This window comes from Ruegeria sp. BC8, assembly GCF_056535705.1.
The window spans coordinates 1,724,882-1,748,039 of sequence record NZ_JBQFIV010000001.1 but is presented as its reverse complement, the minus strand read 5'-3'; the positions used below and the strand labels follow the sequence as shown (position 1 = coordinate 1,748,039).

The window sequence follows — 23,158 nt, the reverse complement described above, 5'->3', positions numbered from 1 at the left end:
CTCCGGCGGGGATATTTGGCGCCAGATGAAGGATCAAGTGCTTTGTGCCATGCGTTGGGCGAGTTTCAGCGCCTCGATCAGGCTGGTGGGGTTTGCGATGCCCTGTCCGGCGATGTCGAGCGCGGTGCCATGGTCGGGCGAGGTGCGGATGAAGGGCAGGCCCAGGGTCACGTTCACGCCACGGTCGAAGTCGAGGGTCTTGATCGGGATCAGCGCCTGATCGTGATACATGGCGATGGCGGCGTCATAGCGGGCGCGTGCGGCGGCGTGGAACATCGTGTCTGCCGGGTGCGGGCCGGTGACGGTGTAGCCCTCGGGGGTGAGATCGGCCAGCAGAGGGGCGATCCAGTCCAGTTCCTCGCGGCCCATCTTGCCACCCTCGCCAGCATGGGGGTTGAGACCGGCTACCGCGATGCGAGGATGCGGGATACCGAATTGGCGGCGCAGGCCGTCGGCGGTAATCTGGATCGTGTCGCGCAGCAGATCGGGCGTGAGCCGCGAGGGCACCTGCGACAGCGGGATGTGGATCGTGGCGGGCACCACGCGGAGTTGCTCGCTGGCTAGCATCATCACCACGCGGGAACGGCCTGCCAGCGCCGCCAGAAATTCGGTATGGCCAGGATAGGCGAAATCGGCGCCGTCGATCAGGGCCTTCTTGTGGATCGGTGCCGTGCAGAGGGCCGAGGCCGCGCCCGATTGCACCAGTGACACGCCGGTTTCGATGGCGTCTATCACCGAAGGCGCATTGGCTGGATCGGGGTGACCGGGCAGGTTCGGGGCCGGAAAGGTCAGCGGCAGCACCGGCAGCGCATCTGCGCAGATGTCGGCCACCTGGGCGAGGTCTACGATTTCGGTCTTGGGGATGTCGTCGGGCAGGTGGCCGAGATCGCCGATGTAAAAGAATGGGCAGCTGTCGCGCAATGCGGCCCAGGCCTTGGCGGCGATCTCCGGACCGATGCCCGAAGGTTCTCCGCAGCTGAGCGCGATGGGCGCGGTCATTGCTCGATGATGGTGGCGTCGGCGCGCAGCTGTTCGACGAGGCTGTTGGCGAATGCTTGCAGGCGTTGCTGCGTCAGCGCGTTGGCCACGTCCTCGCGCGACGTGTCCTCACCCAGATCGCGCGTCCTATTGCACAGCATGAGGAACACCAGCGTCTGGCCGTTGTTTCGGGTCAGAGAGGTCGACACCTCGTTGGGGTCCAGCTTGGCGAGTTCCAGCGCGATGTCGCGCGGGATTTCGGACGGACTTGCCGAGACTCGGTCGAGTACCTCGGGCGGTTGCCCCTTGGCGATGCCGTACAGGTCGTCGCAGGTATCCACCGTTTCCTTCAGTTCAGCGGCTCTTTGCAACGTTTCGGGGCTGAGCCCGCCAGGCAGGTAATAGGCCGCATAGTCGATCTTGGAGAACCGCGGCGTGCTGGCGGCCACTTCTCGCAGGCCGCGCATCTGGAACAGCGCTACGGCGTTTGGCAGGCTCAGCGGCGCCGTGACTTCGCCATTCTTCAGGCCAAGGATAACCGGTTGCAGCGCCGGAGGCAGGTTGGTGACGTTCAACCAGTCCAGGCGTCCGCCATTTTCGCGTGTCGGCGCTGCCGAGTACTGCGTGGCGGCGGCCGAAAACGCATCGATGGTTTCGACACGGGCGATCTCGTCGGCCAAGGCTTCGGCCTGTGCCAAGGTCTGCGCATTCACGGGGATGATGATTTCGGACAGCAAAACCTGGAGACCGCCACCGCCGGTCTGACCCATTGCACGGTCAATTTCGTCGTCCGTCGGACGGGCCTGAGAGATAAAGCGGGCGCTGACATAGTCGCGCCATGCCAGCTGACTGGATACATAATCCCGCACGGTTTCCCGGTCGATGCCCGCATCAGCCAGTGCCTTCAGGAACTGATCCGGGGTCAGCTGACCACGCGAAGCGAATTCGTCGATCGCAACCTGAATGTCTTCGGGAGTGGGCTGGATGCCGGCTTCGCGCATGGCCTGTTTGCGCAGGCGCTCGTCGATCAGCGCCTTGCGGACTTCGGCCTCCGAGCTGCCCGGGATACCCAGAATTTCGAGAAACCGCTGGCGCTGATCCAGTTCGTACCAGGTGACGATATCCTGATTCACGCGGATAGCCGGCGAAAACAAGCTTTGCGCGGGGGCTTGCTGAGGCGCAACTGTCAGCATGGCGACCGCGAGGCCGGGCGCAAATGCCGTTAGCCAACGGGAACGAAAGAACCTGGAAAAACCTGAAATCAGCTGCATTTTCTTTTATACTTCTTGCCCCCGCCTTCAACGGCGTATCCTGTCAGTGCAACGGTAAAGCCGAATTCCGTCGAAGGCTCAATACTTGATGTCGAAGTATATCGCCGGCTGACGGACATGTTAACCTGCACACATTCATTTTCATACGTCACACCCAAGCCCAGCCGCAGCGGTTCGGATTCTGCCAGATCATAGCGGGCCAGGGCGTTGGCTCTCCAGTTTTCATCCAGTCGTTGACGTGCGGTCAACCGTATCTCGGATGTCTCCATGTCAAGGTTTTCGGCCGGGTCCGGCTGCTGCCAGATATAGCTTCCGCCCAGTTGGGTCCCCTCGTTGGCCCAGGTTCCGCGCAATTCAGCCTTGGTAAAGCTGAAATCTCCATCCATCAATCCGCGTGCGGCCAGTGTAAGGCCATTGTTCGTCTTGATCTGCCCTGCCAGCAGCAGGTCGGACGAAGTTCCCTGCAGGCCGGACGTAGCGGTGAAGTTCGGATCGGCGGTCGAGCGGAAGACCTGGCCGACCGTGGCCAATGCCCGCCAACCGCCCGGGGCATACCGAGCCCAGTTCACGCCCACGACCGCGGTCGTGCCGTCTTCGCGTCGGTCCTCGGCCGGAAAGCGCGACAGGGACAACAGGTTGCCCTGGTCAAATTCCTGGAAGGTGCTTTCGTCATCGGGCAAATCGGTGTCCGAAACATGAGTCCAGCCAAACTGCGCGATCGGCTCAAGAAACTGGGTCGCGCCAGAGGCTTCGCGCCGGGTCATCGGATAGCGCAGTGTCAAAGCCGCACGCGGGGTCGACCGGGTGATCTGGTCGGGGTAGGCGCTGTCATTGCGAATGTCGAACGTGTCGACTGAAGCCCCCAGTTCCGCATCCGCGCGCAGCCCGGAGGCAAAGGTCCAGCTGCGCAGCCACTGGGCGTCGAATGTGGCGCGGGCCACATCGCCCCCGATGGTATCCTCGTCGCTGGTCCGGGTGTGGGTGTGGGTGACGAAGCCCAACCGCACCTCACCGCCGACAGCGGACGCGGGGAAATAGCGTTTCTGGTAGAACAGATCGAAAACCTGCGACGGGATCTCATCCTGTTCCTCGCTGTCGCGAAGGGTCTTGTAGTGAATGAAGCTGGTCCGAAACGCTGTGTCGCGTTTGATGCGCTCAAGCGCGATCTCGCTGCGCAGGCGGTCATAGTCAGGCAGCCCATAGTCCGCCAAGTACGAGTCGTCCGATGCGGTCTGGACGTCAAAGGTCAGCCGGAAGTCGTTCGGCAGATTGAACCAGCCATTTGCAAAGAAATAGCCCCGATCCTGCTCCTGCTGTACATCGTCGCGGGTATAGGCCCCTTCAAACTGGATGCGGCCGTTCTTGAAGGCCTGCCGGTAGCGATAGCCAAGCGTCGTGGTCTTGGACGACAGGTAGGGGGTCAGCGTCAGATCCCTGTGATCGCCCAGTTTGAAGAAATACGGCGTTTTGACGCCGGTACCCAACTGCGAGGTCGTGCGGATTGACGGCACCAGAAATCCGGTTGCCCGGTCCAGTGTCGGGTCCGGCAGACGCAGGGTTGGAAAGTAGAAAACCGGCACATCCAGAATGCGGAACTGGGCGCCCTCGAAATACAACTGCCGTTCGAGCTGATCATGCGTGACCTTGCGCGCCCGGATCTGCCAGAGGGGCGGCCGACCATCGGCGCAGACATGGCAGGACGTGGCCGAGACTTTGCTGAACTGCGTGTAGCGTCCTGCCGCGCGGGTTGCCTGAACCGACGCGATCTGTACCTGCTGGTCGAACACCAGCCGTGCGCCGGTCAACAACCCGTTCTGGATGCCGTCATCCAGCTGCGCTGAGTCCGCAAGGACGGTCGAGCGTCCGCCCTGATCGATCCGGATCGGACCCTCCAGCGTCAGCTCGCCCGACTCGCGGTCAAACACCACGCGCTGTGCGGACAGTTTGACGTCGCCCTGAAAGGCTTCGACATTGCCCTCGGCCACCAGTTTGCGATCCGGGGTGATGAAGATCCTGTCAGCCACCAGCAGGGCAGGCTGATCCTGTTGTTGTGCCGTGTCAGACGCGGGCGTACTGGTCTCCGAGGTTTGGGCCAATGCCAGCCCCGGACCGGAAAAGAACACAGCACTGGACAAAAGAAGGGGCAGAAGGCGCCGCATCAGCCGTCCTCCGCGTGCAGCAGAAGGCCGAGCGACAGCAATATGGCCGCAAACGGCGGTGCCCAGGCCGCAATCACAATTGGCAATTGGCCGTTCTCTCCCAAAATCTGAGCGAAATTGCGCACGAAGTATACGCCGAACCCCAGAAGAACAGCCGTCAGCACGGCGACGCCGGTGCCGCCGAACCGCACGTGCCGCATGGTGAAAGCCGCGCCGATCAACACCATCGAAATCAGGAAGAATGGGCGCGCCAGCTGCACCTGCAGCCAAACCTCGTATTGCTTGGTTGAAAAGCCCGCCTCGCGCAGGTCGCGGATCAGTTGGGGCAGGTCATAGACCGAGACGCTGTCCTGTTGGCCCAAGGTTTCAAGGATGCGCTGACGGGTCAGCGAAGTGGGCAGCCGCAGGGTCTCATGCGTGACGGCGTGGGTCTCGGGGTTGGTGTCGCTGGACAGGGGCCATTCCTTGGTGTTGCGCAGGATCCAGGCCCCGTCGTCGAGGCGAGCGCCGTCGGCGATGATCTGACGGGTCGGAAGACCTTCGGGCGAAAACGTGATGATGGACACGTCGATCAATTCAAGCTCGGCGTCGTTGGTCGATGCGCGGGCATGGATCACCGATTGGCCCTGCGGCGAGCCCTGACGCAGCCAAAGCCCATCGCGGCTGATCGACAGGGCGGAACTGCCACCGTTTTTGTATAGATCCGAGAAATGCCGGTACTGCTCGGACGTGGCCGCCGCAATCGGGTTCAGCAGGGCCACCGCCAGAGTTCCGATTATCAGCGCCAGAAGGACCGGTGCCAACAGCGCGCGGATACCCGAGCGGCCGATCGCCCGGGTCACCACCAACTCCGAGCTGCGTGCGAGGCCGACAAACAGGGCAATGGTCGACAGGATCATCAACAGCGGCAGCATCTCGCTTATCGCAGCGGGTGTGTTCAACAGCGTCAGCTGCAGAACCTGGCCAAATGACAGGTCGGCGTCATTGAACCGACGGGCCTGTTCGATCAGGTCGATCAGGATCATCAGTGTCAGGAAGATGGCCCCAATCACCAGAAAGCTCTGCAAAAAGCGGCGGGCGAAGTACCGGTCCAGAATCACGGCCGCATCCCCGGCACGTGGCGTCCAGCAGGCCTGTTGCCAGAATCGCCAAGGCACAAAAACATGCGCGACGGCCTATGCCTGCCGAATGATGCCAAGTTTTCTCCCCCGAGCCTGCCGGTCATTTTGGCGCGACCTTAATGCAATTGGCGGGCGGGGAAAACTGCTATCTGGTCAATGGCGGCGGCGCGGGCTAGGTCTGTGGGCAGAGTTTTTCAGGAGCAAGAAATGAGCAGTCTGGTACCGATCCGTTTTCAAGCCTTCGAACTGGACCTGATGGCGCAGGCCCAAGGCCGGGTGGCCATTCTCATTCCCGCCGATGGCAAGATGAACCCCGCCGCGCGCCGCGCAAACCGACTGACCCGTGGTGCCGTGGCCCGGCTGGTGGAAAGTGACCGTTTCGCCAAGGTCAAGACTGGCGACGTGATCTCGTTGGCTTGGCCCGGCGGGATGGAGGCAGAGGCATTGGACATTCTCGTCCTGCCACGCCGCCCCGAACCGGACGAAGCCCGCAAGGGCGGTGCTGCGCTGGCCAAGCTGGCAGGTGGCAAGGACCTGCTGGTCATGGCGGGCAACCAGGTACGGACCGAGGAACTGGCCTTGGGCATTGCTTTGCGCAGCTATGATTTTGACGCGCACAAAACCACGGACGATGACGCAAAAGGCGCGGTGTCCATCTGCCACGCCAAGCCCGACGACGCCAAGGCCGCCTTCGCACCGCTCTATGCGGTTGCTGATGGTGTGCGCATGACCCGCGACCTGACGAACGAACCCGCCAACATCCTGACAACGAGCGAATTTGCCAACCGTCTGAAAGAGATGGAGGAGTTGGGCCTGAAGGTCGAGGTGCTGGAGGAAGACAAGCTGGCCGAGTTGGGCATGCGGACCCTGCTGAGCGTCGGGCAAGGGTCGGACAGCCCCTCGAAAGTCGTCGTGATGCAGTGGAATGGCGGCGATGCTGATGACGCACCGCTGGCTCTGGTCGGCAAGGGGGTCGTTTTCGACACCGGCGGTATTTCGATCAAACCGGCCGCTGGTATGGAAGATATGACCATGGACATGGGCGGCGCAGGCGTCGTTGCGGGCACCATGCGCGCATTGGCCAAGCGTAAGGCCAAGGCCAATGTCGTGGGCCTGGTCGGACTGGTCGAGAACATGCCCTCGGGCAGCGCCACGCGGCCGGGCGACGTGGTCAAGTCGATGAAGGGCGATACGGTCGAGATCATCAACACCGACGCCGAAGGCCGTTTGGTGCTGTGTGACGTCATGTGGTACGCGCAGGAGAGGTTCAATCCGGTCGGCATGATCGATCTGGCCACCTTGACCGGCGCGATCATCATCGGGCTGGGGCATGAAAACGCAGGCGTGTTTTCCAACAACGACACATTCTGCGACGCGTTCCTGAAGGCGGCCCGGGCCGAGGATGAAGGCGCGTGGCGTATGCCGCTGGGGCAGGCTTATGACGATCTGCTGAAGTCGCGCATCGCGGACATGAAGAACGTGGGCGGCCGGCCGGCCGGTTCGATCACCGCAGCGCAGTTTCTGCAGCGTTTCGTCAAGGAAGAAACACCCTGGATCCATTTGGATATCGCGGGCGTGGCCTCGGTCGCGGCGGAAACGTCCTATGCGCCCAAGGGCGCCACGGGTTGGGGCGTCCGTGCGCTCAGCCGTTTCGTGCAGGACAATTTCGAGTAGGTCGATGGGCGCCGTCTACTTCTACCACCTGACCCGCCATCCACTTGAGCAGACCTTGCCGGTATTGCTGGACAAGGCACGACAGGCCGGGTGGCGGATTGCGGTGCGAGGCACTGACCCTGCGCGGATGGACTGGCTGGACGAAAGGCTTTGGCTGGGCCCCGAAGACGCGTTTCTGCCGCATGGGCAGGCAGGTGGGCCGTATGACGCGGTTCAGCCGATTCTGCTGACTACCGAGGCGGACGCTGCCAACAACCCGTCTTGCCTGATGGCGGTGGACGGGGCCGAGGTGACGCCGGATGAGGTGACCGCCTCGGAGCGGGTTTGCATCCTGTTCGATGGCAACGACCCAACCGCGGTGGATCATGCGCGTGGTCAATGGAAGACTCTGACCGCGGCGGGTTGCGCGGCGCAGTATTGGTCGGAGGAATCCGGCCGTTGGGAGAAAAAGGCCGAATCCGGGTGACTCGGGACCGAAATCAGATTGCAGGCGTGGCGATCCGCGCGACAGGAGATTGATTGATGAAAATGAAACCGTTGGGCCGCACGGGGATCCAGGTCTCGGACCTGTGCCTCGGAACCATGACATTCGGCACGCAGACCCCCGAGGCGGACGCGCATCGTCAGATCGACACGGCGCTGGCGGCCGGGATCAATTTCCTTGATGCCGCCGAGATGTACCCGGTCAACCCGATCACCAAGGAGACCGTGGGCAAGACCGAGCAGATCATCGGCAACTGGAATGCGGCACACCCGGCCCGCCGCGGCAGCTATGTTCTGGCGACCAAGCATTCGGGCGCCGGCTTCGCGCATGCGCGGGACGGAGCACCGATCTCGGCCAGCACGATCCCCGGGGCCATCGAGGGATCGTTGCGGCGTCTGCAGACCGACTACATCGACCTGTACCAATTCCACTGGCCCAACCGCGGAAGTTACATGTTCCGGCAGAATTGGGACTACGACCCGTCGGGCGGTGATCGGCAGGCGGTTCTGGACAACATGCGCGAATGCCTCGAGGCGCTGCAGGTGCAGGTGGACAAGGGCAATATCCGCGCCTTCGGCCTGTCGAACGAAAGCGCCTGGGGTACCGCTCAGTGGTTGCGCCTGTCCGACGAGTTGGGGGCACCACGGGTCGCGTCGGTCCAGAACGAGTATTCCCTGCTGTGCCGCCTGTATGACACCGACATGGCCGAGTTGAGCGCCTATGAGGATGTGGGCCTGCTGGCCTTCTCGCCGCTGGCCGCCGGATTTCTGACCGGCAAGTATCAGGGCGGGGCTGTGCCCGAGGGATCGCGCATGTCGATCGTGCCGCAGATGGGCGGGCGCAAAGGCGACCGGGTTTTCGACGCGGTCGAAGCCTATCTGGCGATTGCCGCTAAACACGGGCTGGACCCGGTGCACATGGCGCTGGCCTGGTGCCAGGCGCGGCCGTTCATGACCTCGGTCATCTTCGGCGCGACCACGCAGGCGCAGCTGGAGCGGATCCTGGAGGGGCGGGATGTCGTGCTGTCGGATGAGATTTTGGCCGAGATCAACGCGGCCCATCGCGCGCATCCGATGCCGTATTGAGGGATGGGGGCGCTGCCCCCGTCGTCGCAGCCAACTCCCCCAATCTATGACCAAATCAAGCTCGCCCGTCAGTGATGGGTGGGCTGGGTGCGGTCCTGCCTGAGGTCGCGGGCGGATAGTCCATGCGCCGTACGGAAAGCGCGCGCAAAGCTGGATTGTGACGTGAACCCCGTGGCCAGTGCCACATCCATCAGCGGCATGTCGGTGTCGGTGACCAGGCGGCGGGCCTCGGCCAGGCGCAGTTGCAAATAGTGGTCCTGTGGCGTGGTGTTCAGCCGCAGGCGGAATTGCTGCTGCAGGGTGCGCGGGCTGGTTCCCAGGGCCTTTGCGATCTCGGCCAGGGGCAGCGGGTCGTCCAGCGCGGCCTGCATGATCGCGTTGGCGCGGGCGGTCAGGGCACTGTGGCGGTGTGGCGCCCCAGTACGGCTCTGTGGTCTGCCGGGTTCGGGGGCGCCTTCGTAGAGGAACAGGCCCGAGACACGGGCCGCGAAGCCGGCGCCGTGGCGTGCCGCGATGATTTGCAGCATCATCTCGACCGCGGGGATCGCGCCGCCCGAGGTCAGGCGGTTGCCCGACACGGTGAACCGGTCGGGGCGCACGTCGACTTCGGGGAAGCGGCTGGCGAAGGTCTCGAGATCTTCCCAATGGGTGGTGGCGGCGTGACCGTCAAGCAGCCCCGCTTCGGCCAACAGCCAGGGGCCTCCGTCGATGCCCGCCATCGTGGCGCCGGTATTGGCGATGCGGCGCAGCCCGGCCAGAAGGCTGGGGGTGGCGTGGCGCACCAGGTTGAACCCCGCGATCACGATCATCAGGTCGCAGTGGTCGAGACGCGCCAGCGGGATGCCCGGCACTTGCAACGCGCTGGTCAGCATCGCCGGCTCGGGCGTGGCGGTCACGTAGTCCCAGTCGAAGGCCGGGCGGTCGGCCAGCCGGTTGGCGGCGCGCATCGGGTCCACCGCCGAGGCGAAGCTGAGCGTGTTGCACTCGTCCAGCACCAGAACGGCGGTTTTCAGCGCGCGGTGCTCGGGCTGGAGGATGTTTTTTGCGGATTTCATCAAGTCTGATTCGCATTCTGGCAAGTTGTCTGGTCAAGGCTGCGCCAGAGTCGGGGCCAGACGCAAATCGGAATCCGGGGAGAAGCCTGGGGAAAACCCATGGCGAAGCCGTGTATAACTTGGGGATAACACCATGCCTTTGGAAATGAACCGCGAAGTATTCATCACTTGTGCCGTGACCGGCTCGGGTGGGACGCAGGATCGCAGCCCGCATGTGCCGCGTTCGCCCAAGCAGATCGCCGACAGTGCGATCGCGGCCGCCAAGGCCGGGGCGGCGGTGGTTCATTGCCATGTGCGCGACCCCGAAACCGGCGCGCCCAGCCGCCGTCTTGACCTGTATCGCGAGGTGACGGACCGCATCCGCGACGCCGAGGTGGACGTGGTTCTGAACCTGACCGCCGGCATGGGCGGTGACATCGTGTTCGGCGGAGTCGAAGCCCCGTTTCCCGTGGCCGAGGGGACCGACATGATCGGTGCCTCGGAACGCGTGGCCCATGTGGCCGAGTGTCTGCCCGAAATCTGCACGCTGGATTGCGGCACCATGAACTTTGCCGAGGCCGACTATGTGATGACCAACACGCCCGGCGCCTTGCGGGCGATGGGGCAGATGATGACCGATCTGGGCGTGAAGCCCGAGATCGAGGCCTTTGACACTGGCCATCTGTGGTTTGCCAAGCAACTGGTGAAAGAGGGCGTTCTGGCCCCGAATGCGCTGGTGCAGCTGTGCATGGGCGTGCCGTGGGGCGCGCCGGACGACCTGAACACCTTCATGGCGATGGTGAACAATGTGCCCGACGACTGGACCTTCAGCGCGTTCTCGCTGGGGCGGCATCAGATGGCCTATGTGGCGGCCTCGGTTCTGGCGGGCGGCAACGTGCGCGTGGGGCTCGAGGACAACCTGTGGCTGGACAAGGGGGTGCTGGCCGAGAACTGGCAACTGGTCGAGCGCGCCGGAACGATCATCGAGAACATGGGCGCGCGGGTGATCGGCCCGGCCGAGGTGCGCGAGAAACTGGGGCTGGTCAAACGGGCGCCTGTGGCGTCCTGACGGGCGGGGCGACCCTCGCAAAATCTGTCAAACAACGATGGCCCCCGGTGCGGCGTGAACGTTCGGGGCGAAGGAGAGAAGATGAAGACGGCAGCGATCATCGGTGGTGGCGTGATCGGCGGCGGATGGGCCGCGCGGTTTCTGCTGAATGGCTGGAACGTGCGGGTGTTCGACCCGGACCCCGAGGCCGAGCGAAAGATCGGCGAGGTCCTGGACAACGCGCGGCGGTCGCTGCCCGGGCTGAGCGATGTGCCGCTGCCGCCCGAAGGCGCGTTGAGCTTTCATGCCGACATGGCCGACGCGGTGCAGGGGGCAACGTGGATCCAGGAGAGCGTGCCCGAGCGGCTGGATCTGAAGCTGAAAGTTTATAAAGGGCTGCAGGAGGCCTGTGATCCAGCTGCGATCATCGGGTCCTCGACCAGCGGGTTCAAACCGTCCGAGTTGCAGGAAGGTGCGCTGCGGCCCGAACAGATCGTGGTGACGCACCCGTTCAACCCGGTCTACCTTCTGCCGCTGGTCGAGCTGGTACCCTCGGCCGCCAACCCGCCCGAACTGGTCGCGCAGGCCAAGGACGTGTTGCGTTCGGTCGGATTCTTCCCGCTGCAGGTCCGCAAGGAGATCGATGCGCATATCGCCGACCGGTTCCTCGAGGCCGTCTGGCGCGAGGCGCTGTGGCTGGTCAAGGACGGCGTGGCCACGACCGAGGAGGTGGACGAGGCAATCCGCATGGGCTTTGGCATCCGCTGGGCGCAGATGGGCCTGTTCGAGACCTATCGCGTGGCCGGGGGCGAGGCCGGGATGCGGCATTTCATGGCCCAGTTCGGCCCGGCGCTGAAATGGCCCTGGACCAAGCTGATGGATGTGCCCGAGTTCACCGACGCGTTGGTCGACATAATTGCCGACCAGTCGGACTCGCAATCGGGGATGCACTCGATCCGCGAGTTGGAGCGGATTCGGGACAACAATCTGGTGGGCATGATGCGGGCCTTGAAGGCGCGCGACTGGGGCGCGGGGGCGGTGCTAAACCAGCATGACGCGCTGTTGAAGCCGGGTGCCCTGCCGACGCTGGATCAGGCGGATCTGAGCCAGCCGATCCTGACACTGGCCCGCGCGGTGCCGCTGGACTGGACCGACTACAACGGCCACATGAACGAGGCGCGGTATCTCGAGGCCTTTGCCGCTGCGACCGACCGCTTCATGGAGATCATCGGCTGCGATGCCGACTACATCGCCTCGGGCGGCAGCTATTTCACCGCTGAAAATCACATCAGGTATCTGGACGAGGCCCATGCCGGGGCGAAAATCGAGGTGCGCACGCAGATGCTGTTGGGGCAGGGCAAGAAGCTGCACCTTTTCCATAGCATGTACGAGGGCGAGAAATTGCTGGCCACGGGCGAGAGCTTTCTGCTGCATGTCAGCCTGGAAACCCGTCGGCCCTGTGCGCCGTCGCAGCAGATTAAAGCCGCGATGGCCAGCATCGCCGAAGCGCAGGCCGGGTTGCCCTATCCCGAGGGCGCAGGGGCGGCGATCCGCAAACCGGTATGACCGGGCGGGTTCTGATCACCGCCGGTGCCTCGGGCGTGGGGCGCGCTATGGCCGAGGCGTTCGACGCCGCGGGCGCGCAGGTTTGGGTGGCCGATGTGGACGCGGCTGCGCTTCAGGCCTGCCCGGATCACTGGGGGCGATCGCAGGTCGATGTGTCGGATGAGGCCGCCGTCGCAGCGCTGTTCGCCGAGATCGCGGCGCAGTGGGGCGGTCTGGACTTTCTGTGCGCGAATGCGGGTATTGCGGGGCCGACCGCATTGGTCGAAGATGTTGCGCTAAACGATTGGCAAAAATGTATTTCCGTCAATCTGGATGGGGCGTTTCTGTGCGCGAAATACGCGGCGCCGATGCTCAAGCGGCAGGGGCGCGGCGCGGTGCTGATCACATCCTCGACCGCCGGGCAGTACGGCTATCCCAACCGCGCGCCTTATGCGGCGGCGAAATGGGCGGTGATCGGGCTGGGCAAGACCCTGGCGATGGAGCTGGGGCCGCACGGCGTGCGCTGCAACGTCATCTGCCCCGGCGCGGTGGAAGGCCCGCGGATGGAGGGCGTACTGCAGCGCGAAGCGACCGCCAAGGGCATGACCCGGGATCAGGTCTATCAGGGCTATGCGGCGGGCACTTCGATGGGCCGCTTCGTCGAAGCGCATGACATTGCCGCCATGGCAGTGTTCTTGGCCTCGGATGCGGCACGGTTGGTGTCGGGGCAGATCATCGCCGTCGATGGGCATACCGTTAACCCCGACCCCAAGCTTTAGCCCTGGTTTGGGCCGCGCATCTGGCGGATCGAGGCGCGGACGGCCTGCCAGTTCTGTGCCTCTTCCACGTTTCCTGCGGCTTCGAATTCGCGGGCTTTCTGGGCGGCTTCGGCCTCGGCCTTGTCGCCATGCGCCGAATACAGGGCGCGCGCGTATTGAGCGGTTTTGAGAGCGTCCATTCCTGATATCCTCCTTTGGGTCGGATCGTTCGGATTTTCGCGCACCTCAATATAGGGGATCAGGTGGGAAATTGCACCCGTGGACTGGCGTTACCCGGCCGAAATGGCCGCGCGCAGCTGGCGAAGATGGGTCGGAAAATGCCGGGCGGTAAGATCAGCTTCGCGGACCAAGGTATCGAAATGGCGCGTAAAAACCTCGATTCGGTCCCGGTCGCGGAAGGCCATGTAATGGCTGCCGGCATAGAACACGCAGAGCAGCGGACCAAAGATGGTGACCGGCGCGGAATAGAGCCGCTTGGCATCGAACAGGTAGATGCGCATGCGCGGATACAGCTGCTCGCACAGCTCCAGCATGTGATCGATCTGGTCCAGCCGCACATTCAGAGGCAGCCCGTCATAATAGCCGTTGCCATGCGCAAAGCTGTGAATCTCGTACAGCGGCATGGCGATTTCATAGTCAGACTGGGCGCCGCGCATCCAGGTCAGGCGGTCTTCGGAGGCGCCGATGGCCTGGTCAGCGGTTCGGCCCAGATGCGGCGCGTATTCCCATTCCAGCACGGCGCGGGTTTTCAGCATGTCGGGCAGGGTGGCCGGAACATAGCGGATTTTGTAGCCCGCGGCCTCCTGATGCCACTCAAAGATGCGTTCGTCGACCAGCGCGCGGGGTGCCTCGGTCATGGTCAGAGAACTGGCCAGCAGCTCGGCCGCGCTCTCGGGTCGGTTCGAGAGGCTGAGCAGCCAATCCGCCGACACCCCCAGAGCCGAGGCGCAGCTGCCCACCACATGGGCGTTGGGCAGGCGTGCGCCCGTATCGGTCAGCAACTGGGAAACGGTCGAGCGATCGACCCCGATGGTGCGCGCCAGCGCGCTTTGGCTCATGCTCCGCTGCGCCATAGCCCGGGCCAGGCGCAGGCGGAACTGCGCGGCGCGGTCTCGTTTGTCGAAATTTTCCTGCATGTGATGATAAATATCACGGTCGCTGAGATTTGTTAATCATATTCGGAATTCTCGACAGGGCCACTGGCAGGTAACGCTTGTGTGAAAAGCAAAAAAGACTGGGGACCGGAATGGAAACGCGGCGAAGATCTGTCGTGAAGGCAATCATTTGGAATGCGATGGGCCTTGCGGTCATGACCGTGGTGGGGCTGGTCGCCACCGGTTCGGCCGCCGTCGGTGGCGCATTGGCGGTGATGAACACGGCCATCGGGCTGACGCTCTACGTGATTTACGAACGCATCTGGACCGGAATTTCCTGGGGGCGGCATGGCTGAGGCGACCACTCCCAAGTCCCCCGAATGGCCGACCTTTGCTCTGATCTTTGCCTGCTATGCCCTTTGGCTGATCGCGAACTTCGGCGTGGCGGCGTGGTCGCTGTGGCTGGCGGTGCCGATGATGGGTGGTGTCGCGGCGCTGCACTCGTCCCTGACGCATGAGGCGCTGCACGGCCACCCGTTCCGCGCAAAGTGGCTGAACGAGGCGCTGATGGCGCTGCCGCTGACCCTGTTCATCCCCTTCAACCGCTTTCGCGATCTGCACCTGGCGCACCATCAGGATGCCAACCTGACCGACCCCTATGACGATCCGGAGTCCAACTATCTGGACCCGGCGGTCTGGGTCAGGCTGCCGCAGTGGCAGCGGTGGGTCTATCAGGCGAACAACACGCTGTTGGGGCGCATGGTGCTGGGTCCGATCATCGGGCAGTTGGCCTTTCTGCGCGACGACTGGCGCGGAGCGATGCGAGGGGACCGCGACATCTGGTTGGCCTGGGCCCTGCATCTGCCGGGCGTGGCGGTGGTTCTGTGGATCGTGGCGCGATCAGCGATGCCGGTCTGGGCCTTTGTCCTGGCGGCCTATCTGGGGCTGGCGCTGGTCAAGATCCGTACCTTTCTGGAACACCGCGCGCACGAAAAATCGCGCGCCCGCACGGTGATCGTCGAAGACCGCGGACCGCTTGCGTTTCTGTTTCTGAACAACAACCTGCACGTCGTTCATCACATGAACCCGGCGGCACCATGGTATCGGCTGCCTGCGCTCTATCGCCGAGGGAAAGAACGCTATCTTGCCTGCAATGAGGCCTATGTCTATCGCTCGTACGGGCAGGTTTTCCGGCAGTATTTCTGGCGTGCCAAAGATCCTGTGGAACATCCGCTCTGGCCAAAACCCTGATTTGACGACAGAAGGGAAGCCATGAGTTTGTGGATTCCCGTAACCTTGGCCGCCGCCACCTTTCAGACGGTGCGCTTCATGCTGCAGAAATCGCTGAGCAGCGTGAAGCTGTCGGCGACCGGCGCGACCTTTGCGCGCTTTGCCTATTCGATGCCTCTGGTGCTGCTGGGTCTGGTGGTGGCGATGCGTCTCAGCGGTCTGCCGCTGCCTGCGCTGCCGCCTCTGTTCTGGCTCTATGCCGCCATCGGTGGGGTGTCCCAGATCCTCGCCACGATCTGCGTCGTGGCGCTGTTCAAACAGCGCAACTTTGCCGTTGGCATCACCTTCAAGAAAACCGAGGTGATCCAGACCGCAATCGTCGGTTTCGTCGTGCTGGGCGACCGGGTTTCGGCCGGTGCCTTCGGGGCCATCCTGCTGGGGCTTCTGGCGGTTCTGCTGTTGTCGAAAACGCCGGGCGGCAGTGGGGCGTGGTGGCGTCACCTGACCAACCGCGCCTCGCAATTGGGGTTGGGATCGGGCGTCTTGTTCGCCTTTTCCGCGGTCAGTTACCGTGGCGCGTCGCTGCAACTGGGCGATGGCGAGGCCTGGTTTCGGGCGCTGGTGACGCTGGCGGTCGTGGTCTCGATCCAGTTCCTGTCGATGGCGCTGTGGCTGGCTTGGCGCGACCGGGCCGAGCTGCGCGCGGTGTGGGACACGCGGCGCACCGGTATCTTCGTCGGGCTGACCAGTCTGGGCGGGTCGTTCTGCTGGTTCTGGGCCTTCAGCCTGCAGAACGCGGCCTACGTCAAGGCGCTGGGGCAGGTTGAGCTGATTTTCAGCCTCATGGCCTCGGTTCTGGTGTTCCGCGAGACGGTGACACGGCGCGAGATTGCGGGGATGGTCCTGCTGGGCCTTTCGATCCTGATCCTGGTCGCCGCGATCTGAGATGCAAAAAAAGGCGCGCGGAGGTCCGTGCGCCTTCTGAACTTTTTGCCATGCAGGCGGGTCAGCCCGCGCGGCGTTCGTCAAAGCTGAGTGCGATGAAGCTGGGCAAGTGATCGCCCATGCCGACGACGGCCGGACCGCCATCGTCGCGACGTCCACGGCCTTTGCCACGCTTTTCCTTGGCAGGTTTGTCGTTCGATGCGGCGTCCTTGGCGGGCTTGTCCTTCTTGACCTCGTCCTTGCGGGTCGAGGCGCGCGATTTCTTTTCGGGCTTTTTGTCCTCGGCCTCGGCCGGTTCGGCCTGAACCGGGTTGTCCAGACGCGGGATTTCCTTCTGGATCAGTTTCTCGATCGCATCCAGCGCCTTTTCATCGCGGGCCGAGCAGATGGTGATCGCCTTGCCCTCGCGCCCGGCGCGGCCGGTGCGGCCGATGCGGTGCACATAGTCCTCGGGGTGGCCGGGCACGTCGAAGTTGAACACATGGCTGACCGACGGAATGTCGAGCCCGCGCGCGGCCACGTCAGACGCCACCAGCAAACGTACCGAGCCGTCGCGGAACCCGTCCAGCGTCTTCATCCGCTGCGACTGGTCCAGATCGCCGTGGATCGGTGCGGCGTTGTAGCCGTATTTCTTGAGCGATTTCGCGGTGATGTCCACATCGGTCTTGCGGTTGCAGAAGATGATGGCGTTGGTGCATTTGTCACCTTCGGCATCGATCAGTGCGCGCAGGACCTTGCGCTTGGTGCTGCCCTCGCGGTCGCGGCGGCCGCCTTTGACCATCACGACACCCTGTTCGATGGTCTCGGACGCGGTGGCCTGACGGGCCACTTCGATCCGGGCCGGGGCGGACAGGAACGTGTCGGTGATCCGCTCGATCTCGGGCGCCATGGTAGCCGAGAAAAACAGCGTTTGCCGGGTAAAGGGCGTCAGCGAGAAGATGCGTTCGATATCGGGAATGAACCCCATGTCCAGCATCCGGTCAGCCTCGTCCACGACCATGATCTGCACGCCGGTCAGCAGCAGCTTGCCACGTTCGAAATGGTCCAGCAGACGGCCGGGCGTGGCGATCAGCACGTCGACGCCGCGGTCGATCAGGGCCTCTTGTTCCTTGAAGCTGACGCCGCCGATCAGCAGCGCCTTGGTCAGCTTCAGATGCTTAGTGTAGGTGTCGAAGTTTTCCGCCACCTGCGCCGCCAGTTCCCGCGTCGGGCACAACACCAGCGAACGCGGCATCCGCGCCCGGGCGCGGCCGCGCGCCAGCAGAGTGATCATCGGCAGGGTAAAGCTGGCGGTCTTGCCAGTGCCGGTCTGGGCGATGCCCAGAACGTCTCGCCCTTCCAGCGCCGGTGGGATGGCGCCTTCCTGGATCGGGGTCGGGGTTTCGTAGCCGGCTTCCTCAATAGCTTTGAGGACCTTGGGGTTCAGGTTCAGATCGTTGAATTTCGTCATGTATGTCCGGTTCATGCGGACACTGACCTAGCCCGCGCGTATGAAAAATGCCGGGCCCGGATGGCCATGCGCACCATGCGCGTTTCGGCTTGGATGCGGACATAACAAAAAGGTGTGGCAGGGTCAAATGAAGACAGTTTCATCTATACCGCTACATCGCGTCACTGGCGATTTCGTGCAACAATTCAGCAGCTTCCGGGAAAGTGTTTCTGCAGCTTTTCCTCAAGATCAAGCGGTCGGTGCTTGATGAGGCCCCGTTCCTGCAGGCGCGCGCGAACCTTCGGGTCGGTGGCGCTGAGTTCGTCAAAGAACTTGCGCAGACCTTGCTCGCCTTCTTCGGCCTCGATCCAACTGAGCAGTTCGTTCATGTTCAACCCGCCCCGATCGCGATGTACGTTCGGAGCCATGCCGGGCTGGTACGAGCCGCGTTCCAGTCGAAACCGATAGTGTGACCACCAATGCTCCCAATCCGGGGCGTGGCGGTGGCACAGGTCGATCTGCGGCATCTCGATCTTGCAGGGCAAGATGACCTTGTTCTGAAACAGATTGTGGATGCGATAATTGAGGTTCTCCATCCCCGTGCGCACGAACAGCTTGCCCTGTACGTGGCTCAGAAAGCCGCCCAGAACGAAAGCGCCGTAGTTTGGATAGATCGTCTCGACAAGCGCTTCGCGTTCGGGGCCCTGGGGGATGAACGCTTTGTAGAGATCGTTGCCGCAGGCCAGGGCCTCGATCGGACGAACCCGAACCGCGTGCACCGTTTCGGGCACTTCGCCCAGCAAGTCCGCGATGGGGGCCGTGGGCCACAGGAACTCGTCCACATCTATATGCGCTAGCCAATCGAGATCGGTGTGGCGATAGGTAAAGGTCGCATGAACGGTCTGGCGGACCTGGTGGCGCTCGGGCTTGTCTCGTTTGCGCGCTGCCCAGAACGCATCGTCGCAAATGCGGACGGTCACCTTGGGGTGGCGGCGCAGGGGGCGAAAAGCCCGCCGGTTGGGCTCATCAAGGTAGAGGTAGAGGTGATCCGCGCCCAGATCCAGGTGGTAGGCCGCAAAACTCAGAATGTCGCGGGCCGATCCACGCACCGTCGAGACGATGCCCCAGCTCGGCCCGGCTGCGGTCATGCGATGACGGCCTCTGTTGCTTTGGCGGGGGGCGGGGTCAGCATCAGGTCATCATTTCCTTGGTCGCGGTAAGCGTCAGTTTGGGATAATCGCGCACCACGCGGTCGATGTCCCATTGCAGGCGGGTGAGATAGACGATGTCGCCATCGTGATCGAGGGCAATGTGCTGCTTGTTCGCATTTACGAACTTCTCGACCTCAGCCTTGTCGCCCGACACCCAGCGCGCACTGGTGAATTGCGAGGCCTCGAACCGCACCGGCAGGCCGTATTCCAGCTCGATCCGGCTGGCCAGCACCTCGAACTGCAGCGCGCCCACCACGCCGACGATAAAGCCCGAGCCGATCGAGGGTTTGAACACCTTGGCCGCGCCTTCCTCGGCAAACTGCATCAGCGCCTTTTCCAGATGCTTGGCCTTCATCGGGTCGCCCGCGCGCACGCCCTGCAGCAGTTCGGGCGCGAAGGACGGGATGCCGGTCACGCGGATCGCCTCTCCCTCGGTCAGGGTGTCGCCGATGCGCAGCTGCCCGTGGTTGGGGATGCCGATGATATCGCCGGCCCAGGCCTCGTCGGCCAGTTCCCGGTCGGACGCAAGGAACAGCACCGGGTTCGTGATCGCCATGGGCTTCTTGCTGCGCACATGGGTCAGCTTCATGCCGCGCTTGAAGTGGCCGCTGGCCATGCGGACAAAGGCCACCCGGTCGCGGTGCTTGGGGTCCATGTTGGCCTGCACCTTGAAGACAAAGCCCGCCACCTTTTTCTCGTCCGGCGAAATCTGGCGCGGTTCGGCCGATTGCACCTGCGGCTGCGGTCCATAGGCACCGATGCCTTCCATCAGTTCCTTGACGCCGAAGGAGTTGATGGCCGAGCCGAACCAGATCGGGGTCATGTGGCCTTCAAGCACCGCCTGCGGGTCCAGCGCAGGCAGCAATTCGCGCGCCATCTCGACCTCTTCCAGCAGCTTGTCCAGCAGTTCTGCGGGCACATGCTCGGCCAGTTTGGGGTCGTCCAGCCCGTTGATCTCGATGCTTTCGGCCACCTTGTTGCGGTCGGCGCGGTCCATGAGTTCGAGCCGATCGCGCAGCATGTCGTAGCAGCCGATGAAATCGCGCCCCACGCCGATGGGCCAGCTGGCCGGGGTCACGTCGATGGCCAGCATTTCCTGGATCTCGTCGATGATTTCGAACGTATCGCGGCTCTCACGGTCCATCTTGTTACAGAAGGTCAGGATTGGCAGGTCGCGCAGGCGGCAGACCTCGAACAGCTTCTGCGTCTGGCTTTCAACGCCCTTGGCCCCGTCGATCACCATGACCGCGGCGTCAACGGCCGTCAGCGTGCGATAGGTGTCTTCTGAAAAGTCCGAGTGGCCGGGCGTGTCCACCAGGTTGAACCGGTAGGGGCCGTAGTCGAACGACATGGCTGAGGCCGAGACCGAAATGCCCCGGTCCTTTTCCATCTGCATAAAGTCCGACCGCGTACGCCGTGCCTCGCCCTTGGCCCGAACCTGTCCGGCCATCTGGATAGCACCCCCATACAGAAGGAACTTTTCGGTCAGGGTCGTCTTGCCCGCATCCGGGTGCGAGATGATGGCAAACGTGCGGCGCCGTGCGATCTCGGGCGGCAGGGTGGGCTGGTTCGAGGCAGTATCAAGCATGAAGGCGCGTATAGGCGGGGAATCCTGCCGAGGCAAGACAAAGGGGGTGGTTCGAATCGGGTGGATATGCCAATAAGAACATATAGTGAACAAATAATGGAGTCGATCAATGAATTTGAAAGAAATCGCCCAGGAACTGGTGGCGGGTTGCCGCGAAAACCGCGCCAAGGAGAATCTGGACAAGTTGTATGCAGCCGATGCCGTCTCGGTCGAGGCGATGGACATGCAGGGCATGGGCCGCGAGACCCACGGCATCGAGGGCATCCGCGGCAAACATGATTGGTGGGAAAGCGCGCACGAGGTCTCGAGCGCGTCGGTCAGCGACCCGTTCCTGCATGGTGAAAACAGCTTTGCCGTGATTTTTGAAGTGCAGGGCAAGGTGAAGGAAAGCGGTGAAGCTTTCGACATGCGCGAGGTCGGCGTCTATCACGTGGTCAACGGCAAGATCGTGCGGGAAGAGTTCTTCTACTGATTTGCCGACGCCAATCTGGTCTTCCCTGTCTGGCCGGTGCTAGACATGTGGGTAACAACTGACAGGGGGGATCACATGGATCTGGGACTAAAAGGAAAACGCGCGCTGGTCTGTGCCAGCAGCAAGGGCTTGGGGCTGGGCTGCGCCGAGGCGCTGGCCGCCGAGGGTGTCGATTTGGTGATGAACGCACGTGGGCCTGACGCGCTGGAGGCGCAGGCCGACCGGTTGCGCGCCGAACATGGCGTCGAGGTGCAGACCGTGGCCTGCGATGTGACCACCCCCGAAGGCCAGGCGCAGGTGATCGAGGCCGCGCAGGGCGTTGATATCCTTGTGACAAACGCCGGTGGCCCGCCGCCGGGCCTGTGGTCGGACTGGGACCGCGAGGATTTCATCAAGGCGCTGGATGCCAACATGCTGACGCCGATCGCCTTAATGAAGGCGCTGTTGCCGTCAATGATGGACAAGGGTTGGGGCCGGGTGGTGAACATCACCTCGCAATCTGTGCGGGCGCCCATCGCGGTGCTGGGCCTGTCGAACGCTGCGCGCACGGGGCTGACCGGCTATGTGGCCGGAACCGCGCGGCAGGTTGCGCCCTACGGCGTGACCATCAACAACCTGTTGCCCGGCATTCATGCCACCGACCGGGCGGACTCGCTGGATGCCGGGGTTTCGGCGCAGAAGGGCATCTCGCTGGACGAGGCACGGGCCGAGCGCGCGGCCACGATCCCGGCGCGGCGCTATGGTACGCGGCAGGAATTCGGCGCGACTTGCGCGTTTCTGTGCTCGCAACATGCCGGGTTCATCGTGGGGCAGAACATCCTGCTGGATGGTGGCGCGACCAACCTGACGATGTGACCGTGGCGCAGGGGTTTTCGCTGAAGGATCAGCTGTTCAACGCGGAAAAGGCCCGTTACCTGGCCGGCCTGTTCACGCAGGCCGACCCCGGTTTTGACGGTGAGTCGTTCGAGGCTCGGGTCATGTCGCGCCTACCGGAGCTGGAGCTGAAGCAGCGGATCGCGTGGATTGCCGATTGTTTGCAGACGGCCTTTCCCGGCGCGCTGCCCGACGTGGCCCCGGTGATCCTGCGCGCCTTGCCGCCGCCTTTGGATCCGACCCTGAGCGATGATGATTTCGGTGACTTCATCTTTGCCCCATTGGGTGAGTGGGTGGTGCAGGTCGGCGCGGACCATCCCGACGTGGCGCTGGATGTGCTTGCAGAGATCACTCAGCGATTTTCGATGGAATGGGCGATCCGGCCTTTTCTGAACAGTCATCCCAATCTGGTGCTGGATCGGATGCAGGACTGGTGCGGGCATTCCAGCTATCACGTCCGGCGGCTGGTCTCCGAAGGCACGCGCCCACGGCTGCCCTGGGGGCAGGCGGTCGGGCTGGACCTGTCTGACCCGCTGCCGCTGCTGGATCGGTTGCACTCGGATCCGACGCGTTATGTCATACGGTCGGTGGCGAACCATCTCAACGACATCACCAAGAAAGACCCCGACTTGGCATTGAACCGCCTGAAGGCGTGGCATGCCTCGGGCGCGCAAGACAGCGACGAGATGCGGTGGATCACCGCACATGCGCTGCGCGGGCTGGTCAAGTCCGGCCATGGCGGGGCGATGGCGCTGCTGGGTTATGATCCCGACGCACCGCTGGAGGTGAATGTTGAGGTGATTGGCGAGGCCCGCATCGGCGGGGTTCTGGAGTTCACCGTCTCGGTTTCAGGTCCCGATGATCAGCCGGTCTTGATTGACTATATCGTGCATTTTCAACGACCTGGCGGGAAAATCTCACCCAAGGTTCACAAGCTCAAGCAAGCCAATCTGTCAGATGGCCGCCTGCGGCTGAGCAAGCGTCACAAACTCAAGGGCGACGCCACCACGTTTCGGCTGGTTCCGGGGCCGCACAGGCTTGAGATTCAGGTCAACGGCAAGGTCCGCGCGGGCGTTCCGTTCGAGCTGCTGACCTAGCGCCTCTCTTGCGCCCGATGGGCGGGGTTGTTATCCCGGCG

22 protein-coding genes are annotated in these 23,158 nt (G+C 63.3%); 12 read left to right on the top strand and 10 right to left on the bottom strand.

Features of this window, described 5'->3' with window-relative positions:
• Positions 1 to 33: 33 nt before the first annotated feature.
• From pdxA to lptG, 4 genes are all read right to left on the bottom strand, one after another.
• On the bottom strand, positions 34 to 999 hold the full coding sequence (gene pdxA / locus ACR3EK_RS08835) for a 4-hydroxythreonine-4-phosphate dehydrogenase PdxA (protein WP_480633186.1): 966 nt from the start codon (positions 997 to 999) through the stop codon (positions 34 to 36).
• The gene (locus ACR3EK_RS08830; protein ID WP_480633185.1) at positions 996 to 2,171 is read right to left on the bottom strand and encodes a peptidylprolyl isomerase; all 1,176 of its coding nucleotides are present in this window, start codon (positions 2,169 to 2,171) and stop codon (positions 996 to 998) included. Before ACR3EK_RS08830 ends, pdxA begins: the two co-directional genes overlap by 4 nt.
• A 68-nt stretch (positions 2,172 to 2,239) precedes the next feature.
• Positions 2,240 to 4,408 carry an LPS-assembly protein LptD gene (locus ACR3EK_RS08825; protein ID WP_480633184.1) on the bottom strand — a complete coding sequence of 723 codons (2,169 nt, stop codon included), beginning with the start codon at positions 4,406 to 4,408 and terminating at the stop codon, positions 2,240 to 2,242.
• Positions 4,408 to 5,508, bottom strand: coding sequence for an LPS export ABC transporter permease LptG (lptG, locus tag ACR3EK_RS08820; RefSeq protein WP_170372421.1), 1,101 nt, complete (start codon positions 5,506 to 5,508; stop codon positions 4,408 to 4,410). Before lptG ends, ACR3EK_RS08825 begins: the two co-directional genes overlap by 1 nt.
• 228 nt (positions 5,509 to 5,736) lie before the next feature.
• Between lptG and ACR3EK_RS08815 the strand changes: the two genes are divergently transcribed.
• The 3 genes from ACR3EK_RS08815 to ACR3EK_RS08805 are packed head-to-tail and all read left to right on the top strand — an operon-like array spanning position 5,737 to position 8,772.
• A complete protein-coding gene (locus tag ACR3EK_RS08815) occupies positions 5,737 to 7,203 on the top strand; it encodes a leucyl aminopeptidase (RefSeq protein ID WP_170390349.1) in 1,467 nt (488 codons plus the stop codon).
• A gap of 4 nt (positions 7,204 to 7,207) precedes the next feature.
• Positions 7,208 to 7,669, top strand: coding sequence for a DNA polymerase III subunit chi (locus tag ACR3EK_RS08810; protein ID WP_480633183.1), 462 nt, complete (start codon positions 7,208 to 7,210; stop codon positions 7,667 to 7,669).
• Between the two features lie 56 nt (positions 7,670 to 7,725).
• A complete protein-coding gene (locus ACR3EK_RS08805) occupies positions 7,726 to 8,772 on the top strand; it encodes an aldo/keto reductase (protein ID WP_170595339.1) in 1,047 nt (348 codons plus the stop codon).
• A 68-nt stretch (positions 8,773 to 8,840) separates the two neighbouring features.
• Here the strand turns inward: ACR3EK_RS08805 and ACR3EK_RS08800 are convergent, their stop codons facing one another.
• Positions 8,841 to 9,827 (bottom strand): GlxA family transcriptional regulator, encoded by a 987-nt coding sequence (locus ACR3EK_RS08800; RefSeq protein WP_170358955.1) that lies wholly within the window; start codon positions 9,825 to 9,827, stop codon positions 8,841 to 8,843.
• Positions 9,828 to 9,960: 133 nt separating this feature from the next.
• Here ACR3EK_RS08800 and bcoG point away from each other — a divergent pair, with 133 nt between their 5' ends.
• The 3 genes from bcoG (at position 9,961) to ACR3EK_RS08785 (ending at position 13,178) form a co-directional block, all read left to right on the top strand.
• On the top strand, positions 9,961 to 10,875 hold the full coding sequence (gene bcoG, locus ACR3EK_RS08795; RefSeq protein WP_093962279.1) for a 3-dehydrocarnitine:acetyl-CoA trimethylamine transferase BcoG: 915 nt from the start codon (positions 9,961 to 9,963) through the stop codon (positions 10,873 to 10,875).
• 81 nt (positions 10,876 to 10,956) lie between these two features.
• Positions 10,957 to 12,420: a carnitine 3-dehydrogenase gene (locus ACR3EK_RS08790; protein ID WP_480633182.1), complete on the top strand. Its 1,464-nt coding sequence runs from the start codon at positions 10,957 to 10,959 to the stop codon at positions 12,418 to 12,420.
• The gene (locus tag ACR3EK_RS08785) at positions 12,417 to 13,178 is read left to right on the top strand and encodes an SDR family oxidoreductase (protein WP_480633181.1); all 762 of its coding nucleotides are present in this window, start codon (positions 12,417 to 12,419) and stop codon (positions 13,176 to 13,178) included. Before ACR3EK_RS08790 ends, ACR3EK_RS08785 begins: the two co-directional genes overlap by 4 nt.
• On the opposite strand, the gene ACR3EK_RS08780 is transcribed toward ACR3EK_RS08785, so the two are convergent.
• Positions 13,175 to 13,357 (bottom strand): hypothetical protein, encoded by a 183-nt coding sequence (locus ACR3EK_RS08780; protein WP_093962276.1) that lies wholly within the window; start codon positions 13,355 to 13,357, stop codon positions 13,175 to 13,177. The genes ACR3EK_RS08785 and ACR3EK_RS08780 overlap by 4 nt on opposite strands.
• 90 nt (positions 13,358 to 13,447) lie before the next feature.
• Entirely contained in the window at positions 13,448 to 14,314 is an 867-nt protein-coding gene (locus ACR3EK_RS08775) for a helix-turn-helix domain-containing protein (RefSeq protein WP_480633180.1), read from the bottom strand.
• Positions 14,315 to 14,424: 110 nt separating this feature from the next.
• On the opposite strand from ACR3EK_RS08775, the gene ACR3EK_RS08770 reads away from it, so the two are divergent.
• Genes ACR3EK_RS08770 through ACR3EK_RS08760 form a run of 3 tightly spaced genes read left to right on the top strand, consistent with a single transcriptional unit; the run spans position 14,425 to position 16,447 of the window.
• On the top strand, positions 14,425 to 14,628 hold the full coding sequence (locus ACR3EK_RS08770) for a DUF2061 domain-containing protein (RefSeq protein WP_480633179.1): 204 nt from the start codon (positions 14,425 to 14,427) through the stop codon (positions 14,626 to 14,628).
• The gene (locus tag ACR3EK_RS08765) at positions 14,621 to 15,523 is read left to right on the top strand and encodes a fatty acid desaturase (RefSeq protein WP_480633178.1); all 903 of its coding nucleotides are present in this window, start codon (positions 14,621 to 14,623) and stop codon (positions 15,521 to 15,523) included. The genes ACR3EK_RS08770 and ACR3EK_RS08765 overlap by 8 nt, the downstream gene beginning before the upstream one ends.
• A gap of 21 nt (positions 15,524 to 15,544) precedes the next feature.
• A complete protein-coding gene (locus ACR3EK_RS08760; protein WP_480633177.1) occupies positions 15,545 to 16,447 on the top strand; it encodes an EamA family transporter in 903 nt (300 codons plus the stop codon).
• 61 nt (positions 16,448 to 16,508) lie between these two features.
• Here the strand turns inward: ACR3EK_RS08760 and ACR3EK_RS08755 are convergent, their stop codons facing one another.
• From ACR3EK_RS08755 to ACR3EK_RS08745, 3 genes are all read right to left on the bottom strand, one after another.
• Positions 16,509 to 17,897 carry a DEAD/DEAH box helicase gene (locus ACR3EK_RS08755; RefSeq protein WP_480634012.1) on the bottom strand — a complete coding sequence of 463 codons (1,389 nt, stop codon included), beginning with the start codon at positions 17,895 to 17,897 and terminating at the stop codon, positions 16,509 to 16,511.
• Between the two features lie 185 nt (positions 17,898 to 18,082).
• Positions 18,083 to 19,024, bottom strand: coding sequence for a glycosyltransferase family 2 protein (locus ACR3EK_RS08750; RefSeq protein ID WP_170439023.1), 942 nt, complete (start codon positions 19,022 to 19,024; stop codon positions 18,083 to 18,085).
• A 43-nt stretch (positions 19,025 to 19,067) separates the two neighbouring features.
• On the bottom strand, positions 19,068 to 20,675 hold the full coding sequence (locus tag ACR3EK_RS08745; RefSeq protein ID WP_170338819.1) for a peptide chain release factor 3: 1,608 nt from the start codon (positions 20,673 to 20,675) through the stop codon (positions 19,068 to 19,070).
• Positions 20,676 to 20,784: 109 nt separating this feature from the next.
• Here ACR3EK_RS08745 and ACR3EK_RS08740 point away from each other — a divergent pair, with 109 nt between their 5' ends.
• From ACR3EK_RS08740 to ACR3EK_RS08730, 3 genes are all read left to right on the top strand, one after another.
• Positions 20,785 to 21,147, top strand: a complete 363-nt coding sequence (locus tag ACR3EK_RS08740) for a SnoaL-like domain-containing protein (RefSeq protein WP_480633176.1) — start codon at positions 20,785 to 20,787, stop codon at positions 21,145 to 21,147.
• Positions 21,148 to 21,222: 75 nt separating this feature from the next.
• Positions 21,223 to 22,002: an SDR family oxidoreductase gene (locus ACR3EK_RS08735; protein ID WP_480633175.1), complete on the top strand. Its 780-nt coding sequence runs from the start codon at positions 21,223 to 21,225 to the stop codon at positions 22,000 to 22,002.
• 2 nt (positions 22,003 to 22,004) lie between these two features.
• Positions 22,005 to 23,117, top strand: coding sequence for a hypothetical protein (locus tag ACR3EK_RS08730; protein ID WP_480633174.1), 1,113 nt, complete (start codon positions 22,005 to 22,007; stop codon positions 23,115 to 23,117).
• Positions 23,118 to 23,158: the final 41 nt, after the last annotated feature.

Excerpts from the sequence above, each read along its gene's own strand:
- ACR3EK_RS08800 (WP_170358955.1), bottom strand. The coding sequence starts at position 9,827 with ATGAAATCCGCAAAAAACATCCTCCAGCCCGAGCACCGCGCGCTGAAA.
- ACR3EK_RS08785 (WP_480633181.1), top strand. The coding sequence starts at position 12,417 with ATGACCGGGCGGGTTCTGATCACCGCCGGTGCCTCGGGCGTGGGGCGC.
- ACR3EK_RS08790 (WP_480633182.1), top strand. The coding sequence starts at position 10,957 with ATGAAGACGGCAGCGATCATCGGTGGTGGCGTGATCGGCGGCGGATGG.
- ACR3EK_RS08830 (WP_480633185.1), bottom strand. The coding sequence starts at position 2,171 with ATGCTGACAGTTGCGCCTCAGCAAGCCCCCGCGCAAAGCTTGTTTTCG.
- ACR3EK_RS08815 (WP_170390349.1), top strand. The coding sequence starts at position 5,737 with ATGAGCAGTCTGGTACCGATCCGTTTTCAAGCCTTCGAACTGGACCTG.
- ACR3EK_RS08755 (WP_480634012.1), bottom strand. The coding sequence starts at position 17,897 with ATGACGAAATTCAACGATCTGAACCTGAACCCCAAGGTCCTCAAAGCT.
- ACR3EK_RS08780 (WP_093962276.1), bottom strand. The coding sequence starts at position 13,357 with ATGGACGCTCTCAAAACCGCTCAATACGCGCGCGCCCTGTATTCGGCG.
- ACR3EK_RS08805 (WP_170595339.1), top strand. The coding sequence starts at position 7,726 with ATGAAAATGAAACCGTTGGGCCGCACGGGGATCCAGGTCTCGGACCTG.
- bcoG (WP_093962279.1), top strand. The coding sequence starts at position 9,961 with ATGCCTTTGGAAATGAACCGCGAAGTATTCATCACTTGTGCCGTGACC.
- ACR3EK_RS08750 (WP_170439023.1), bottom strand. The coding sequence starts at position 19,024 with ATGACCGCAGCCGGGCCGAGCTGGGGCATCGTCTCGACGGTGCGTGGA.
- ACR3EK_RS08735 (WP_480633175.1), top strand. The coding sequence starts at position 21,223 with ATGGATCTGGGACTAAAAGGAAAACGCGCGCTGGTCTGTGCCAGCAGC.
- ACR3EK_RS08775 (WP_480633180.1), bottom strand. The coding sequence starts at position 14,314 with ATGCAGGAAAATTTCGACAAACGAGACCGCGCCGCGCAGTTCCGCCTG.
- ACR3EK_RS08760 (WP_480633177.1), top strand. The coding sequence starts at position 15,545 with ATGAGTTTGTGGATTCCCGTAACCTTGGCCGCCGCCACCTTTCAGACG.
- pdxA (WP_480633186.1), bottom strand. The coding sequence starts at position 999 with ATGACCGCGCCCATCGCGCTCAGCTGCGGAGAACCTTCGGGCATCGGT.
- ACR3EK_RS08745 (WP_170338819.1), bottom strand. The coding sequence starts at position 20,675 with ATGCTTGATACTGCCTCGAACCAGCCCACCCTGCCGCCCGAGATCGCA.
- ACR3EK_RS08765 (WP_480633178.1), top strand. The coding sequence starts at position 14,621 with ATGGCTGAGGCGACCACTCCCAAGTCCCCCGAATGGCCGACCTTTGCT.
- ACR3EK_RS08825 (WP_480633184.1), bottom strand. The coding sequence starts at position 4,408 with ATGCGGCGCCTTCTGCCCCTTCTTTTGTCCAGTGCTGTGTTCTTTTCC.
- ACR3EK_RS08770 (WP_480633179.1), top strand. The coding sequence starts at position 14,425 with ATGGAAACGCGGCGAAGATCTGTCGTGAAGGCAATCATTTGGAATGCG.
- ACR3EK_RS08810 (WP_480633183.1), top strand. The coding sequence starts at position 7,208 with ATGGGCGCCGTCTACTTCTACCACCTGACCCGCCATCCACTTGAGCAG.
- ACR3EK_RS08740 (WP_480633176.1), top strand. The coding sequence starts at position 20,785 with ATGAATTTGAAAGAAATCGCCCAGGAACTGGTGGCGGGTTGCCGCGAA.